A 13,175-nucleotide genomic window follows, 5' to 3' on the forward strand; every position below is an offset into this window, starting at 1 on the left:
GCGATCAGGCCGGTAGGGCTTCGATGCCACCCAGGGTGGGAGCCGGCAGTTCACGCGGCAGCTCGCTGGCGTGATGGCTCATGCGGCCGTTCACCTGCGCGCCCGCGGCCATTTCAAGGGTGCGGTAGTACACGTCACCGATGATGCGCGCCTCAGGTGCAAGCTCCAGGCGCTCGCCCGCGTGGATATCGCCTTGCACCTTGCCGTTGATGATGGCGTGCGGCACACGGATCTCACCCTGCACGACACCGTTCTCGCTCAGCGTAAACACGGCGCCATCTTCCTCGGCCAGCACCGCACCTTCGATGCGACCATCCAGGTGCAGCGTGCCGCTGAAATGCACGTCGCCTCGGATCATCGTGCTGCGGGCTATGAGGCTGGTGTCATGGCTGGCGGGCGTGCGCTCGGCGCGCTTACGGTTGAGCATCTTGTTCCCCTTGGTTTGGTGTGAGGTGACCCGACAACGCCTCGCCCCAGGTCATCGCGCGGCTGACCGCGTCGTCACCGGCCGGGTGGGCCGTGACCACCAGACGGGTGGGCCGGAAGTCGGCGGGCAGCACAATGGTGGCGTGCAGCTGCTGGAAGTACTTGAAGCGGAAAGGCATGCCGTCGGTCTGCGAGGTGTCGCCAAGTGCAGCCCAACTGAGCTGGACCACCTTGTCGCCGCGCAAGCCTTCCACGCTCACCGTGGCATTGCCAATCACATCCTCGCCGCGCTTGGCGTTCTGGGTCAGGCTCAGCGTGAGATTCCAGGCATGGGAATTGGCCACCGGCTGCAGGCGCACCTCTTGCACCTTGAGCCCCTCGCGCTGGGCATCGCCGCCAGTCAGGCGGGAGTAGAAGCCGAGATCCGCGCGCAGGCCACTGATCTCTTCCTCGCGCTCGGCCAGGGTCTTGCGCAGCGAGCCATTGGCGATATCCGACACTTGCCCGGCCCGCTGCAGATTGGCTGCCTGCTGCTGGAGTTCATCATTCTGTTTGGTCAGCGCCTTGACCTGGCGCTCCTCGGTGGCGGCCGGCGTGGCATGGCGAACCAGCGCGCCAACCGTCAGTGCCGTCAGCACCAGGCTGATCAGCCACGCGGCGCCCAGCCACAATGCGCGACGCCACCGGCCGGCCGTGTCATGCGGCCGTACCACGAAGCGCGGTGGTGGGCGTGAAGCCATGCGCGGCCTACTTGGTAAAAACCAAGATATAGCCGCCTCGTGGCGAGAGCGTCAAGGAACGACGACACGCTTTAAGCGTCGCCAGCCCGGGGCCGCGTCGGCTCCGGTGGATCGTCAGCTGTCCATCTTCGACTGCAGATAGCGCTCGGCGCTGATGTCCTTGATGAGGCTGAACTGCGTCTCCAGCCAGTCGATGTGTTCTTCCTCGTCATGGAGGATGTCTTTGAACAGGTCGCGGCTGATGTAGTCGGCGATACCTTCGCTGTAGGCGATGGCGTCACGCAGGTCCTTCACGGCAGCCATCTCGAGATCGAGATCGCCCTGCAGGCATTCCACTGCATTCTCGCCAATGCGCAACTTGCCCAGGTGCTGCAGATTGGGCAGGCCGTCGAGGAACAGAATGCGCTCGATCAGGTGATCGGCGTGCTTCATCTCCTCGATCGACTCCTTGTACTCGTGTGCCGCCAGTTCGCCGTAGCCCCAGTCCTTGTACATGCGGTAATGCAGGAAGTACTGGTTGATGGCGGTCAGCTCGTTGTAGAGCACCTTGTTGAGGAACTCGATGACCTTGGCGTCGCCCTTCATGGGAAGTCTCCTTGCAGCTACAGCACGCGACTATACGGCGCTCTTTACCGGGATGACGGAACGAGAATGACTTCCGATAGCCCAAACGAAAACGCGCAGCCAGGGCTGCGCGTCAAGGTCAATCATCGTGCCTGGAAGGTTCAGGCCGTGACGAGCATGGGCAGTTGCAACACGACCTGCTGCACCGCCTTGTCCAGCGTGGCCCGGGCTTCCTGCTCGCAGCAACCGCAGCAGTCGGAACAGCCCGTGCGCGACTGCAGGTCAGCGAAATGGTGAACGCCATCGGCCGCGGCGCGGCGGATGTCGCTATCGGTAACGGCGTTGCACATGCAGATATACATGGGGCATATGGAAACGCAAATGCGAATGATTGTCAACTAACAACCAACCACCCGACTAAACCTTCGAGCGACGGTTCAGGCGGCGGCCCGGCCCTTACGGGCGGCTGCGCCGGCGTCATGCCCGTCGCGGTGAGGTAGCTCGCCCAACTGGACGCTGAGCAGCGTCTCCACCAGCGGAGCGAAATGGCGTAGAGCCCGCACATAGACCTGGCGCTTGAAGTTGACCACATGCGCGGCCGGGTACCAGAAATCCACCCAGCGCCAAAGGTCGAACTCGGGCTTCTCGCAGGCGTCCAGGCACAGCGCCTCTTCCCCGCCCACCAGGCGCAGCAGGAACCACACCTGCTTCTGTCCAATGCAGGTCGGGTGCTGATGGTGGCGTACATAACGGCTGGGCAAGCGATAACGCAGCCAGCCACGGGTGACACCGATGACCTCCACATGATGTGGCGAGAGGCCAGTTTCCTCTTCCAGCTCGCGATACATCGCTTCCAGCGGCGTCTCGTCGCTGCGCATGCCGCCCTGGGGGAACTGCCAGCCATCACGATTGACGCGGCGCGCCCAGAACAGTCGGCCATCGGCATTCAGCAGCACGATACCCACATTCGGACGGTAGCCATCAACGTCGATCATGTTGCCTCCTGGGGCCGCTCAGCACGACGGAAATCGCACGTCATGAACATCGTGGCCCGCGTCGATTCAACCATAGCGACCAAAGTGGCGGCAAGCCGAACACTTGAACCAGAGGGCATAGCCCACTAAACTGCCGGGCCCTGCCTGATCGACACCACGTCGACGTTACTGGCGGGCGGCACCCAAGGCTATGTAGCTCAGCCGGTTAGAGCACAGCACTCATAATGCTGGGGTCGGTGGTTCGAGTCCACCCATAGCCACCAAATATACGTCCAAGCCCATCCGATAAAGCCCAAGAAGCCCAGTGGTACCAAGGGTTTCGGGCTTTCTTGTGTCCAGGGCAGTCCCATGCGGTCTATTGAAATCTACCCCTGACAGGGGGTAGTTTCGTGGGGTAGTTGCTCACTCCGGCCAAGGACTACCCCCAAATGGGAAAGCTGAGTGCCCTCGCTGTACGTGACGCCAAGCCCCGCGAGAAGCCGTACAAGATGCCCGATGGGGGCGGCCTGTATTTGCTGGTGAACCCAGTCAGCGAGAAAAGCCCCAAGGGTTCCAAGTGGTGGCGCTACAAATACCGCTTTGGGGGTAAGGAAAAGCTGCTGGCGCTGGGCACCTACCCCGATACCGGCTTAGCCGATGCCCGCGAGAAACACGCTGCTGCGCGCAAACTGCTGGCGGCGGGTTCCGACCCCGGCCAGCAACGCAAGGCGGAAAAGGTGGCTGGTGCCGAGCGCGCGGCCAATAGCTTCGAGGTCATCGCCCGCGAATGGCTGGCTGTGAAGGAGCCGGAATGGACGCCCAAGCAATTCGAGAAGGAACGCGACCGGCTGGAGAACCACGCTTTCTCACGGATCGGCGGCCTGCCTGTTTCGGGTATTGGGGTGGCGGAGATTCGGCCCTTGCTGGCGCACCTGGTGAAGCGCGGCCATGTCGAACAGGCCCACCGCCTGCGAAGTCAGCTTAGCCGGGTGTTCCGGTTCGCCATCGCCACCGAACGCGCCAGCCGCGACCCTGCCGCCGATCTGCGCGACACCCTGCCCGCACGCAACCCCCAGAACTACCCCACGATTACCGACCCGGTCCAGGTGGGCGAGCTGATGCGAGCCATCGATGGCTTCACCGGCACCTTCCATGTGCACTGTGCATTGAAGCTGGCACCACTATGGTTCTGCCGTCCTGGCGAAATTCGCATGGCCGAATGGACGCACTTCGATATGGACAGCGAGAACCCCACCTATACGGTTCCGCCAGTGAACCGGAAGCTAAAGAAGGCGGCCAAGGAAAACCCCCTGACGCCTCCCCACATCGTGCCCCTATCCCGACAGGCGCTGGAAATCCTGAGCGAGCTGCGCCAGCTAACAGGACATGGGCGCTACCTATTTCCGGGCGCGCGCGATCCAAAGCGCCATATGTCAGACGGTGCAGTAAATGCCGCACTGGCACGCATCGGCTACAAGGGCATCATGGTTGGGCACGGCTTCCGTCACATGGCGCGCACACTGCTGGCAGAGGCTGGGTGGAGCGCCGAAGCATTAGAGCGCCAGATGTCGCATGTCGAACCGGGCATGGCAGGTGTCTACAACAAAGCAAAACATCTGGCCGAACGCAGGAAGATCATGCAGGGATGGGCGGACCTTCTGGAGGGCTTGCGTGTAGGCGGGCAAGTCATCGCGTTGAAGAGCTAAGGTTAGCTAAACCAATTCATGCCGCGCCTAGGCCCATCCCCGAGCGGAACAGGGTGCGGTGCAGCCTACAACCGTGCGAATTACCTACCGGAGCGTCGAAAGATGATGAGGACATGGGCGGACTTCCTGGGCAGCTCGCGCGACGGCTCAAATGTCGTCTCAATGATGCGTCGGGTGTAGCCGATGAGTAGCCCTAAAAGTGGAGACTCACCTGTAGACGCGCTACGAAAACTTCTGGAGAGGGAGGCCGGCACCGAGGAAATGGCGATCACTGCCTTTGACCAGATCATGGAGGCGGTTCGCGACTATCAAATCAGCAGAAGGTTGGAGCCTCGCACCGCCAGCATTCGACGAGACTTAGCGAAGATCATGCAGGCGCTCAGTTCCACGCAAGATCTCATCGAGGCACTTCCACTTAATTCGCGTCGCCTACTGGCCCAAGCCGCCGGCTTGAGTTTTGGCGAGCTTCGTCACGCGCTTGTGCCGCTGATAGGAGCAGCTGAGACCGCCGTCGGTAAGGCTGGCAGTTTGCCCGACAAGCCACACAACTATGCGCGCGACCATCTTTCGAAGGATGTTGCTCGAATCATTCGGGATGTGCTCGGGAGAGAGCCGGCCGCAACTCGTGATGATCCCGAAAGCCGGCACCGGCAAGGAGGCGCGCTCAATGCGCGAGTGCTTCGTCTGACGCTGAAAATCGTTGGCATCGCGCCGGTCAAAATCGACGATGACATCGATGCTGGCCGGCGCCTATTGAACAACCCCGAGCGTGAACGGGGGGATGCCGTTTGATCGGCTCGCTTGAGTAGTTCCCTTATCCACCGCCTCACGAGGGGTGGATAGGGGAATTAGTTCGCAGTCGTTTGTGTGTTCAATATCCATGACCGTCTGAACCAATACAGGACGGTCACATGCACACCGAATCTACCCAGAAGTACCTGCGCGCCTCTGAAATTACCCGCAACCGCAAGACCGGGCAGCACGGCATTCTTTCTATCGCTCCTGCGACGTGGTGGGCCTGGGTGAAGGCTGGCAAGGCGCCGCAGCCCATCAAGCTCTCTCCCGGCGTCACCGTCTGGCGCTCTGCCGACGTGATGGCCTTCGCTGAGTCGCTGGCGAAGGAGGCTGAGTAATGAGCTATTCCCAGAAACGCCAACGCCCGGCGGCAACCGGGCGTCAGGGTACTTCTCACCAATCTTCTGCAAAACACTCTACCACTAGCCTTGATCCGGCGTCTTTGCTGCTGGGCCGCCTTGATGGCGTGGTCCAGACCGGCAAGGGCTGGCGTGCCCACTGTCCATCGCATGGTGGCCGCTCTGCTTCGCTGGCCATCACCCAAGGCGACAACGGCACGCTGCTGGTTCATTGCTTTGCTGGCTGTCAGGTTCACGAGGTACTCGGTGCCGTGGGCCTGCATGCTGGTGACCTGTTCATCCGTCGTGACCTCAAGAGCATGTCGCCCGCTGAGCGTAAGCACCTTCGCCAGGTGGCTCTTCTGCCGAAATGGCGCGCGGCGCATGAGGTGCTCGTCCATGCAGCAAGCGTGACGTTGGCGGCAGCCTATCAGTTTGCCGAGGGTACTCCGCTGGACGATGCGGACCTGACCGCCCTTCGTGTGGCCTGCCTACAAATCTTTGATGCACAGGAGGTGCTCCGTGGTCACTGAAACCTACAGCACCAGCATTGACGATCTCGCCGCGCGCGAGGAAAAGGCCAGCCCGACACTTGAGTGCATCTCCCTGTACGACGAAAACGGCAAGAAGTCCCAGGCGACCGTCTTGACGGAAATCGGCAAGCAACATCATCTGTTTCACAATCCCGACCGCGAAGCTTTCGCGCGCATCGCGGTGGGCGACCATACCGAGGTGTTTCGCATCGTCAGTAGCCAGTACTGTGATTTGTTGAGCCATGCGTACTTCCTGCTTTCGCGCACGGGAGCGAACCGCAAAGCCATAGCCGATGCGGTCGCCACGCTCACGGCAATCGCGCTCTATGAAGGCAACACGGAGCTGGTACACCTACGCATTGGCAATATCGAGAAAGGAATCGTGATCGATACCGGTGCGGCCGACTGGGCGGCTATCGAGATCACGGCAAACGGCTGGCACATCACGCCTCGCCACGCCGCGAACTTCCGCCGCACGACTAAAGGTGCGGCATTGCCGATACCCGGTAGCGCCGACTTCGCCCGACTTTGGAAATACGTCAATGTTGAAATGGCGGATCGCGTGCTGGTTGCCGCCTGGTTGCTGTCGGCACTGTGCCCGCGCGGTCCGTTCCCCATCTTGCTGCTGTTGGGTGAACAGGGCGCGGGTAAGAGTCAATCTAGTCGTACGCTGAAAGCGTTTACCGATCCGTCAAGCGTGCCGCTGCGTTCACCGCCGCGTGATGATAAGGATCTGCTGGTGGCGGCATTCAATTCATGGGTGCTGGCGCTGGACAACCTGAGCGGCGCGACGCCGCAGCTTTCCGATGCGCTTTGCCGATTGGCTACAGGCGGTGCACTGGCAGGCCGCAAGCTCTACACGGATAGCGAGGAAACGGCCTACAACGTGCAGCGCCCCGTCATCTTGAATGGCATAGATGACATTGCCTCGCGTCCCGATTTGGCCGAGCGCTGCATACACCTGACTTTGCCACCACTGATCACGCGTGCCACCGAGGGCGAAATGGCAGCACGCTTTAAGGACGATGCTCCGAGAATCATGGCGGCTTTGCTGGATGGTGTTGCACTGGCACTGCGCGACATGGATACCCCATACGTCGGCCCACTGCCCCGCATGGCAGATTTCGCCAAATGGGCTGCCGCAGGTGTGCCTGCGCTTGGCTTCACGCGCGAAGCGTTCATTGAAGCCTATGGGCGCAATCAGGCTGACGCCATCGCGGCAGGTTTGGAGGCCTCTAGCATCGCCAGCGCCGTTCGCCGCTTTACCGAGCAACAGAGCAAATGGAAAGGCACGGCGCGCGAACTACTGAACCTCCTGAATCAGGGCGCGGGTACGGATAAGTACGAACCGGGTTGGCCCCACTCGCCCAAGGGACTTCAAGCCACCTTACGTCGTTTGGCTCCTTCTTTGCGTAGCGTGGGCATTGATATCGAGCGCCATCGCGATGCCGCCAACCAGTATCTGACCCTGATCTACAAATCCTGTGGGCAACTACCACAAGTGCCACAACCGCCATCCAGTGAAGCGAACAATGGCGGAATGGCAGTTATGGCACTTGCCCGTGAGGTTTGCGGCACGGACGAGCAGGAGGGCATCACGATATGAAGCCCACTGATCTGAACCCGCTGCAAGCCTTACTGCTCGTAGCGGCAGTGGGTGCCGTCTTGAGTCGTGATGGTGATGGCCTGCATATCAGCAAGCGCGAGGAGGACATCCCATCCGATTTGCTTCACGCGCTGCTAGTAAACAAGGCCGCGCTGCTGGCGATCCTTCCAGAGCAATCAGGAGACTCGTCATGCAAAAGCTGACTGCCAAGCAAAGCCGTTTTGTGGACGAATACCTGGTGGACCTCAATGCGACCCAGGCAGCTATTCGTGCGGGATACAGCCCTCATTCGGCGGACAAGATTGGCTCGCAGTTGCTAGGGAAAACTGGTGTCCAAGCGGCTGTTCATGCGCGCCAGACCGAATTGCGTAAGCGGGTACATGTCCAGCAGGAACAAGTGTTGTTGGCCTTAGCCGCTATCGCTTTTGCCGACATCGCTGACTATGTGGAAGAAGACGAAGCTGGTTCTCGGCTTCGTCCGCTATCAAGTCTGTCGCCGGTAAAAAGGTTGGCACTCGCCGACGCCAAGCAATACACGAACGGGTTCCGGCTCCGTTTGCATAGCAAGCTCAAGGCCCTCGACCTTCTGGCGAAACACCTCGGGATGTATCAGTAGGGCGTTTTACGAATCGAACAGACTTGGTATGGCGCGACCTGCTCACGGTTCGCGTGTCCATGGGTCTAAACGCCGGATCTAATCGGTCCCATGACTGCGATGATGAAAACTGGATCTCCCAGTTTCCCCGGTGAAGGGGTAGCAGCTGACACTTTGGCGCGCCACGGTCGCTCGACTACCGGCTCTGTGCTGAGCGGGGGCGCAAGCCGTCCCAATGCCAAAGAATTGATCCGGCGCTTGCTTTTTCGACTTATTTGGCAAATATTGCGGGGTAACTTTAATTTTTAGACAAATACGTCAAATATGCAGACATTGCTGGAAGTGGGCGAAGCCGTGGCGGCTCGGCGGCGATCACTCGGCCTGAAGCAGGGCGAGGTGGCCGCCCGTGCGGGCGTCAGCCAGGAAGTGCTTTCCCGCTTCGAGCGAGGAAAGTCCGCGGAGTTTGGCTCACGCAAGCTGCTGGCTGTTCTGTCGGTCTTGGGACTGGAGCTGCAATTTGCCGGCATAGGTGCATCTGGCTCCCTCGATGAGCTTCGCCGTGAGCGTGGTGGCGCATGAGTCTTTCCGTCTACGTGCTTGGGCGTGAGGTGGCCACGTTGGAGGCCATCGGCGACTTCAAAAGCTCGATGACCTACCGCGCCGACGTAGCGCCGGAGGACTTCGTCTCGCTGACTATGCGAGTGAGGCCGGATGCGTACCTGTGGGATGACGTGCTGCATCCGTTTTTCCAGATGAACCTTCCAGAGGGCTACTTGCTGCAGGTGCTGCAGGAACAGTTTGGCCCTCACATTGGCGCCAGCCCGATGGCACTGTTATCGGTGATTGGACGCAACATGATCGGGCGAGTCCAGGTGGCTCCATCGGGTGCTCATCTGGAAGAGCCGCCAAAACCGGTCGATGTGGCCGCACTGCTTCAGGGCGACAACTCAGAAGAGGCCTTTAACGAGCTGGTGCGTCAGCACGCAACCAGCGGCGTTTCAGGCATCGTCCCTAAGTTTCTCGACGGTGACGTCGACAAGGTGAGCAAAGGCACGCACAAGAAGGCCACGCTGTTCACCCATCAGCACATCATCAAGGGCTCGTCGCGGCTACTGCCGTTCGTGTCCTTGAACGAACACCTATGCATGCAAGTGGCGCAACGGGTGATGCCTGCCGCCAGAACCGAGGTCTCACGCGACGGCCAGGCGTTGGTCGTCCATCGTTTCGACGTTGACGAAAATGGTACGCCCCACTGGGGCATGGAGGATTTCTGTGCGCTGCTGGGCTTGCGTCCCGCGGCTAAGTACGAAACCACGTGGGAGCGCATCGCCAAGGCTGTGCGCGATCATGTACCCATGGCCAACCGGCCAACGACCTTCCGGCAGATGGCGACCCTGCTGCTACTGACCTACGCCCTGCGCAACGCTGACTGCCACGCCAAGAACATCGCGCTGCTCTACACGCGCCACGATGACGTCCATCTGGCGCCTGCCTACGACATGATCACCACCGCAGCTTACCCGGACTACCAGCGGAACCCGCCAGCCATCGCCTTTATGGGCAAGAAGACGTGGGACCCAGGCAAGAGCCTGCATACCTTCATCACGACGACGTTTGGTCTGCCCTTGCGCGAGCAGGCCGAGATCGTCGATCAGATCGCCGCGGCCATGGCTGACGTCGGTCCAATGGTTCGCGAAGCGATGCAACAACATCCCGGATTTGTCGACATCGGCAAGCGCATGCTCTCGGCTTGGCACGAAGGTATCAACGGACTCCGAGACAAGCGCGTCTACGCTTTAGGCGATATGGCGTTCGGCGATGCCTTCAGCGGGTTCTCGGATCCAGAGCCCACAAGACCAAAGAAGACCGTGATAGGCCGATCTGACCTACTTGGGCAAAAGAAGTGACCGGAGCGAAGGACGATGGGTGAATCCACGGCGCCGCTCGAGCCGGGGGTCGATGTGATCGTTTCGGATAAGAACCTCAAAACTATAAGATTACGAGGGGATACGCCGCAGCCCCGTCAAGTTCCCGGCGTCGTGATCAAGGGTATCGGCGTAGAAAGTCGCACAGGGGATGGCAACGGATGACCAAGTCGGAAGCACTAACGCGGTCAGAACTGATTGACCAAAAGCTCGCTTGGTCGGGCTGGAACGTCAAAGACCCTACCCAGGTCGTGGAAGAGTTCGACATCCTGACTGACCTGCCCGACGGAGTGGCTGAACCACGTTCCCGCTATGAAGGCCATCAATTCAGCGATTACGTCCTGCTGGGCAAGAATGGCAAGCCGCTTGCGGTGATTGAAGCGAAGCGGACCAGCAAAGACGCTGCGATCGGTCGCGAACAGGCCAAGCAGTATTGCTACAACATCCAGAAGCAACTGGGTGGCGAGCTGCCTTTCTGCTTCTACACCAACGGCCACGAAACCTACTTCTGGGACCTGGAGAACTATCCTCCCCGCAAGGTCGTTGGTTTCCCCACGCGCGATGACCTTGAGCGCTTTGCCTACATCCGGCGCAATGGCAAACCGCTCACCCAGGAGTTCATCAATACATCCATTGCTGGTCGGGACTACCAAATCCGGGCCATCCGCTCGGTGCTGGAAGGCATCGAGCAGAAACAGCGTACGTTCCTGCTGGTCATGGCCACGGGCACCGGCAAGACCCGAACCTGCATTGCCTTGGTCGACGCACTGATGCGCGCAGGACATGCGGAAAGAGTGCTGTTTCTGGTGGATCGCATCGCCTTGCGCGAACAGGCTCTCGGGGCGTTCAAGGAGCACCTGCCCAACGAGCCGCGCTGGCCCACAACCGGCGAGAAGGTGTTGGCCAAGGATCGCCGGATCTACGTCGCCACCTATCCCACCATGCTCAACATCATCCGGGATGAAGCGCAGAATCTGTCGCCGCACTTCTTCGACTTCATCGTCGTCGATGAAAGCCACCGATCGATCTACAACACCTACGGCGAAGTCCTCGGCTATTTCAGAACCCTCACCCTCGGTTTGACGGCGACGCCGACCGACATCATCGACCACAACACCTTCCAGCTGTTCCACTGCGAAAACGGTCTGCCGACGTTTGCCTACACCTTCGAAGAGGCTGTGAACCACGTGCCGCCATACCTCTGCAACTTCCAGGTCATGAAGATCCAGACCAAGTTTCAGATGGAAGGCATCAGCAAACGCACCATCTCTCTTGAGGACCAGAAAAAGCTGATTCTGCAGGGCAAGGAGATTGAAGAAATTAACTTCGAAGGCAGTCAGCTCGAAAAGCAGGTCATCAACAAGGGCACCAACACCCTCATCGTCAAGGAGTTCATGGAGGAATCCATCAAGGACTCCAATGGTGTGCTGCCTGGCAAGACCATCTTTTTCTGCGCCACCAAGGCGCATGCCCGGCGTATCGAGGAAATCTTTGACAAGCTCTACCCGCAATACAAAGGCGAGCTGGCCAAGGTGTTGGTGTCTGATGACCCGCGCGTCTACGGCAAAGGCGGTCTGCTAGACCAGTTCACCAACAACGACATGCCGCGTGTGGCGATCAGCGTGGACATGCTCGATACGGGCATCGACGTGCGCGAGCTGGTCAACCTGGTCTTCGCCAAGCCGGTGTATTCCTATACCAAGTTCTGGCAGATGATCGGACGCGGCACGCGCTTGCTGGAAAGCAGCAAGCCCAAGCCATGGTGTCTCGAGAAGGACGTGTTCCTGATCATTGATTGCTGGGACAACTTCGAATACTTCAAGCTGCAACCCAAAGGTAAAGAGCTCAAGCCGCAACTGCCTTTGCCCGTACGTTTGGTGGGTCTGCGGCTGGACAAGATCGAAAGGGCCAACGACAGCGGCCTCGCAGAAATCGCGGCGCGCGAAGTGAACAAGCTGCGTCGGCAGATCGCTGGTTTGCCGAAAAACTCCGTCGTTATCAAGGACGCGGCTGCTTCGCTGGCGCTACTGGACGAAGAGAACTTCTGGATCACGCTGACCCACGAGAAGCTCGAGTTCCTGCGCGCCGAGATCAAAGCTCTCTTCCGCACCGTGTCGGAAGCCGATTTCAAGGCGATGCGCTTTGAGCGTGACGTACTCGAATACACGCTAGCCGTGTTGAACGAAGACAAGGAGCAGGCCGATACGCTCAAGGAAGGTGTCGTGGAACAAATCGGTGCGCTGCCGCTCTCAGTGAACTTCGTCAAGCATCACGAAGTGTTGATCCGCGCCGCGCAATCCACCTATTTTTGGGCCAAGGCCGACGAAGACAGCTGTGACCAACTCGTTGCTGAGCTTGGCCCGCTGATGAAGTTTCGCGAGCAGGGCTCGGGTCAGGAGCAAACCCATCTTGACCTTGCCGACGAACTGCACAAGAAGGAGTGGGTAGAGTTTGGTCCGCAGCACGAGTCCGTCGGCATCAGCCGTTACCGAGAGATGGTCGAGACGCTGATTGCCGAGCTGACCGAGCACAACCTCGTGCTTCAGAAAATCAAAAACGGTGAGCCCGTCAGCGCCGACGAGGCTGCGCAACTGGCAGAGCTGTTGCACGAAGAGCACCCCCACATCACCGAAAGCCTGCTGCGCCAGGTCTACAAAAACCGGAAAGCCAACTTCATCCAGTTCATTCGCCACATCCTCGGCATTGAAGTGCTCAAGAGCTTCCCGGACGAGGTGAGTGCTGCATTCGATCAGTTCATCCGCGCCCGCACGACCCTGTCGAGCCGACAAATGGAGTTCCTCAACCTGTTGAAGAGCTTCATCATCGAACGCGAGCGAGTCGAGAAAAAGGACTTGATCAACACCCCTTTCACCGTCATCCATCCGCAGGGCATTCGCGGCGTATTCGGCCCAGCCGAAATCAACGAGATCCTGCAGCTCACCGAACTGTTGGCCGCATAACGCACAGGTAATC

General features: G+C 59.7%; 15 protein-coding genes and 1 tRNA gene. 11 read left to right on the forward strand and 5 right to left on the reverse strand.

Annotation, left to right across the window (positions count from 1 at the left end):
* Positions 1 to 4: 4 nt before the first annotated feature.
* The 5 genes from AC3CBN_RS05330 to AC3CBN_RS05350 form a co-directional block, all read right to left on the reverse strand.
* A complete protein-coding gene (locus tag AC3CBN_RS05330; RefSeq protein ID WP_488635784.1) occupies positions 5 to 427 on the reverse strand; it encodes a bactofilin family protein in 423 nt (140 codons plus the stop codon).
* On the reverse strand, positions 414 to 1,166 hold the full coding sequence (locus tag AC3CBN_RS05335; RefSeq protein ID WP_488635785.1) for a DUF6776 family protein: 753 nt from the start codon (positions 1,164 to 1,166) through the stop codon (positions 414 to 416). The genes AC3CBN_RS05330 and AC3CBN_RS05335 overlap by 14 nt, the downstream gene beginning before the upstream one ends.
* Before the next feature lie 114 nt (positions 1,167 to 1,280).
* On the reverse strand, positions 1,281 to 1,751 hold the full coding sequence (gene bfr / locus AC3CBN_RS05340; RefSeq protein WP_488635786.1) for a bacterioferritin: 471 nt from the start codon (positions 1,749 to 1,751) through the stop codon (positions 1,281 to 1,283).
* 140 nt (positions 1,752 to 1,891) lie between these two features.
* Positions 1,892 to 2,092, reverse strand: coding sequence for a (2Fe-2S)-binding protein (locus tag AC3CBN_RS05345; protein WP_488635787.1), 201 nt, complete (start codon positions 2,090 to 2,092; stop codon positions 1,892 to 1,894).
* 75 nt (positions 2,093 to 2,167) lie between these two features.
* On the reverse strand, positions 2,168 to 2,725 hold the full coding sequence (locus AC3CBN_RS05350; protein ID WP_488635788.1) for an RNA pyrophosphohydrolase: 558 nt from the start codon (positions 2,723 to 2,725) through the stop codon (positions 2,168 to 2,170).
* 186 nt (positions 2,726 to 2,911) lie between these two features.
* Between AC3CBN_RS05350 and AC3CBN_RS05355 the strand changes: the two genes are divergently transcribed.
* From AC3CBN_RS05355 to AC3CBN_RS05405, 11 genes are all read left to right on the forward strand, one after another.
* A tRNA-Met gene (locus AC3CBN_RS05355) sits at positions 2,912 to 2,988 on the forward strand.
* A 165-nt stretch (positions 2,989 to 3,153) separates the two neighbouring features.
* Positions 3,154 to 4,410, forward strand: coding sequence for a tyrosine-type recombinase/integrase (locus tag AC3CBN_RS05360; RefSeq protein WP_488635789.1), 1,257 nt, complete (start codon positions 3,154 to 3,156; stop codon positions 4,408 to 4,410).
* A 183-nt stretch (positions 4,411 to 4,593) separates the two neighbouring features.
* Entirely contained in the window at positions 4,594 to 5,202 is a 609-nt protein-coding gene (locus tag AC3CBN_RS05365; RefSeq protein WP_488635790.1) for a hypothetical protein, read from the forward strand.
* A 119-nt stretch (positions 5,203 to 5,321) separates the two neighbouring features.
* A complete protein-coding gene (locus tag AC3CBN_RS05370) occupies positions 5,322 to 5,543 on the forward strand; it encodes a helix-turn-helix transcriptional regulator (RefSeq protein WP_488635791.1) in 222 nt (73 codons plus the stop codon).
* On the forward strand, positions 5,543 to 6,076 hold the full coding sequence (locus AC3CBN_RS05375) for a hypothetical protein (RefSeq protein WP_488635792.1): 534 nt from the start codon (positions 5,543 to 5,545) through the stop codon (positions 6,074 to 6,076). The genes AC3CBN_RS05370 and AC3CBN_RS05375 overlap by 1 nt, the downstream gene beginning before the upstream one ends.
* Positions 6,066 to 7,682 carry a hypothetical protein gene (locus tag AC3CBN_RS05380; protein ID WP_488635793.1) on the forward strand — a complete coding sequence of 539 codons (1,617 nt, stop codon included), beginning with the start codon at positions 6,066 to 6,068 and terminating at the stop codon, positions 7,680 to 7,682. Before AC3CBN_RS05375 ends, AC3CBN_RS05380 begins: the two co-directional genes overlap by 11 nt.
* Positions 7,679 to 7,885, forward strand: a complete 207-nt coding sequence (locus tag AC3CBN_RS05385) for a hypothetical protein (RefSeq protein ID WP_488635794.1) — start codon at positions 7,679 to 7,681, stop codon at positions 7,883 to 7,885. Before AC3CBN_RS05380 ends, AC3CBN_RS05385 begins: the two co-directional genes overlap by 4 nt.
* The gene (locus tag AC3CBN_RS05390) at positions 7,873 to 8,298 is read left to right on the forward strand and encodes a terminase small subunit (protein ID WP_488635795.1); all 426 of its coding nucleotides are present in this window, start codon (positions 7,873 to 7,875) and stop codon (positions 8,296 to 8,298) included. Before AC3CBN_RS05385 ends, AC3CBN_RS05390 begins: the two co-directional genes overlap by 13 nt.
* A gap of 303 nt (positions 8,299 to 8,601) precedes the next feature.
* Entirely contained in the window at positions 8,602 to 8,856 is a 255-nt protein-coding gene (locus tag AC3CBN_RS05395; protein ID WP_488635796.1) for a helix-turn-helix domain-containing protein, read from the forward strand.
* Positions 8,857 to 8,885: 29 nt separating this feature from the next.
* Positions 8,886 to 10,184: a type II toxin-antitoxin system HipA family toxin gene (locus AC3CBN_RS05400; RefSeq protein WP_488635797.1), complete on the forward strand. Its 1,299-nt coding sequence runs from the start codon at positions 8,886 to 8,888 to the stop codon at positions 10,182 to 10,184.
* A gap of 179 nt (positions 10,185 to 10,363) precedes the next feature.
* Positions 10,364 to 13,162: a type I restriction endonuclease subunit R gene (locus AC3CBN_RS05405; protein ID WP_488635798.1), complete on the forward strand. Its 2,799-nt coding sequence runs from the start codon at positions 10,364 to 10,366 to the stop codon at positions 13,160 to 13,162.
* Positions 13,163 to 13,175 lie beyond the last annotated feature (13 nt).

The sequence above is a fragment of the Dyella sp. OK584 genome, from assembly GCF_057787755.1.

Coding starts and splice junctions, on each gene's coding strand:
- AC3CBN_RS05330 (WP_488635784.1), bottom strand. CDS start 427: ATGCTCAACCGTAAGCGCGCCGAGCGCACGCCCGCCAGCCATGACACC.
- bfr (WP_488635786.1), bottom strand. CDS start 1,751: ATGAAGGGCGACGCCAAGGTCATCGAGTTCCTCAACAAGGTGCTCTAC.
- AC3CBN_RS05385 (WP_488635794.1), top strand. CDS start 7,679: ATGAAGCCCACTGATCTGAACCCGCTGCAAGCCTTACTGCTCGTAGCG.
- AC3CBN_RS05370 (WP_488635791.1), top strand. CDS start 5,322: ATGCACACCGAATCTACCCAGAAGTACCTGCGCGCCTCTGAAATTACC.
- AC3CBN_RS05395 (WP_488635796.1), top strand. CDS start 8,602: ATGCAGACATTGCTGGAAGTGGGCGAAGCCGTGGCGGCTCGGCGGCGA.
- AC3CBN_RS05345 (WP_488635787.1), bottom strand. CDS start 2,092: ATGTATATCTGCATGTGCAACGCCGTTACCGATAGCGACATCCGCCGC.
- AC3CBN_RS05360 (WP_488635789.1), top strand. CDS start 3,154: ATGGGAAAGCTGAGTGCCCTCGCTGTACGTGACGCCAAGCCCCGCGAG.
- AC3CBN_RS05390 (WP_488635795.1), top strand. CDS start 7,873: ATGCAAAAGCTGACTGCCAAGCAAAGCCGTTTTGTGGACGAATACCTG.
- AC3CBN_RS05365 (WP_488635790.1), top strand. CDS start 4,594: ATGAGTAGCCCTAAAAGTGGAGACTCACCTGTAGACGCGCTACGAAAA.
- AC3CBN_RS05375 (WP_488635792.1), top strand. CDS start 5,543: ATGAGCTATTCCCAGAAACGCCAACGCCCGGCGGCAACCGGGCGTCAG.
- AC3CBN_RS05350 (WP_488635788.1), bottom strand. CDS start 2,725: ATGATCGACGTTGATGGCTACCGTCCGAATGTGGGTATCGTGCTGCTG.
- AC3CBN_RS05405 (WP_488635798.1), top strand. CDS start 10,364: ATGACCAAGTCGGAAGCACTAACGCGGTCAGAACTGATTGACCAAAAG.
- AC3CBN_RS05335 (WP_488635785.1), bottom strand. CDS start 1,166: ATGGCTTCACGCCCACCACCGCGCTTCGTGGTACGGCCGCATGACACG.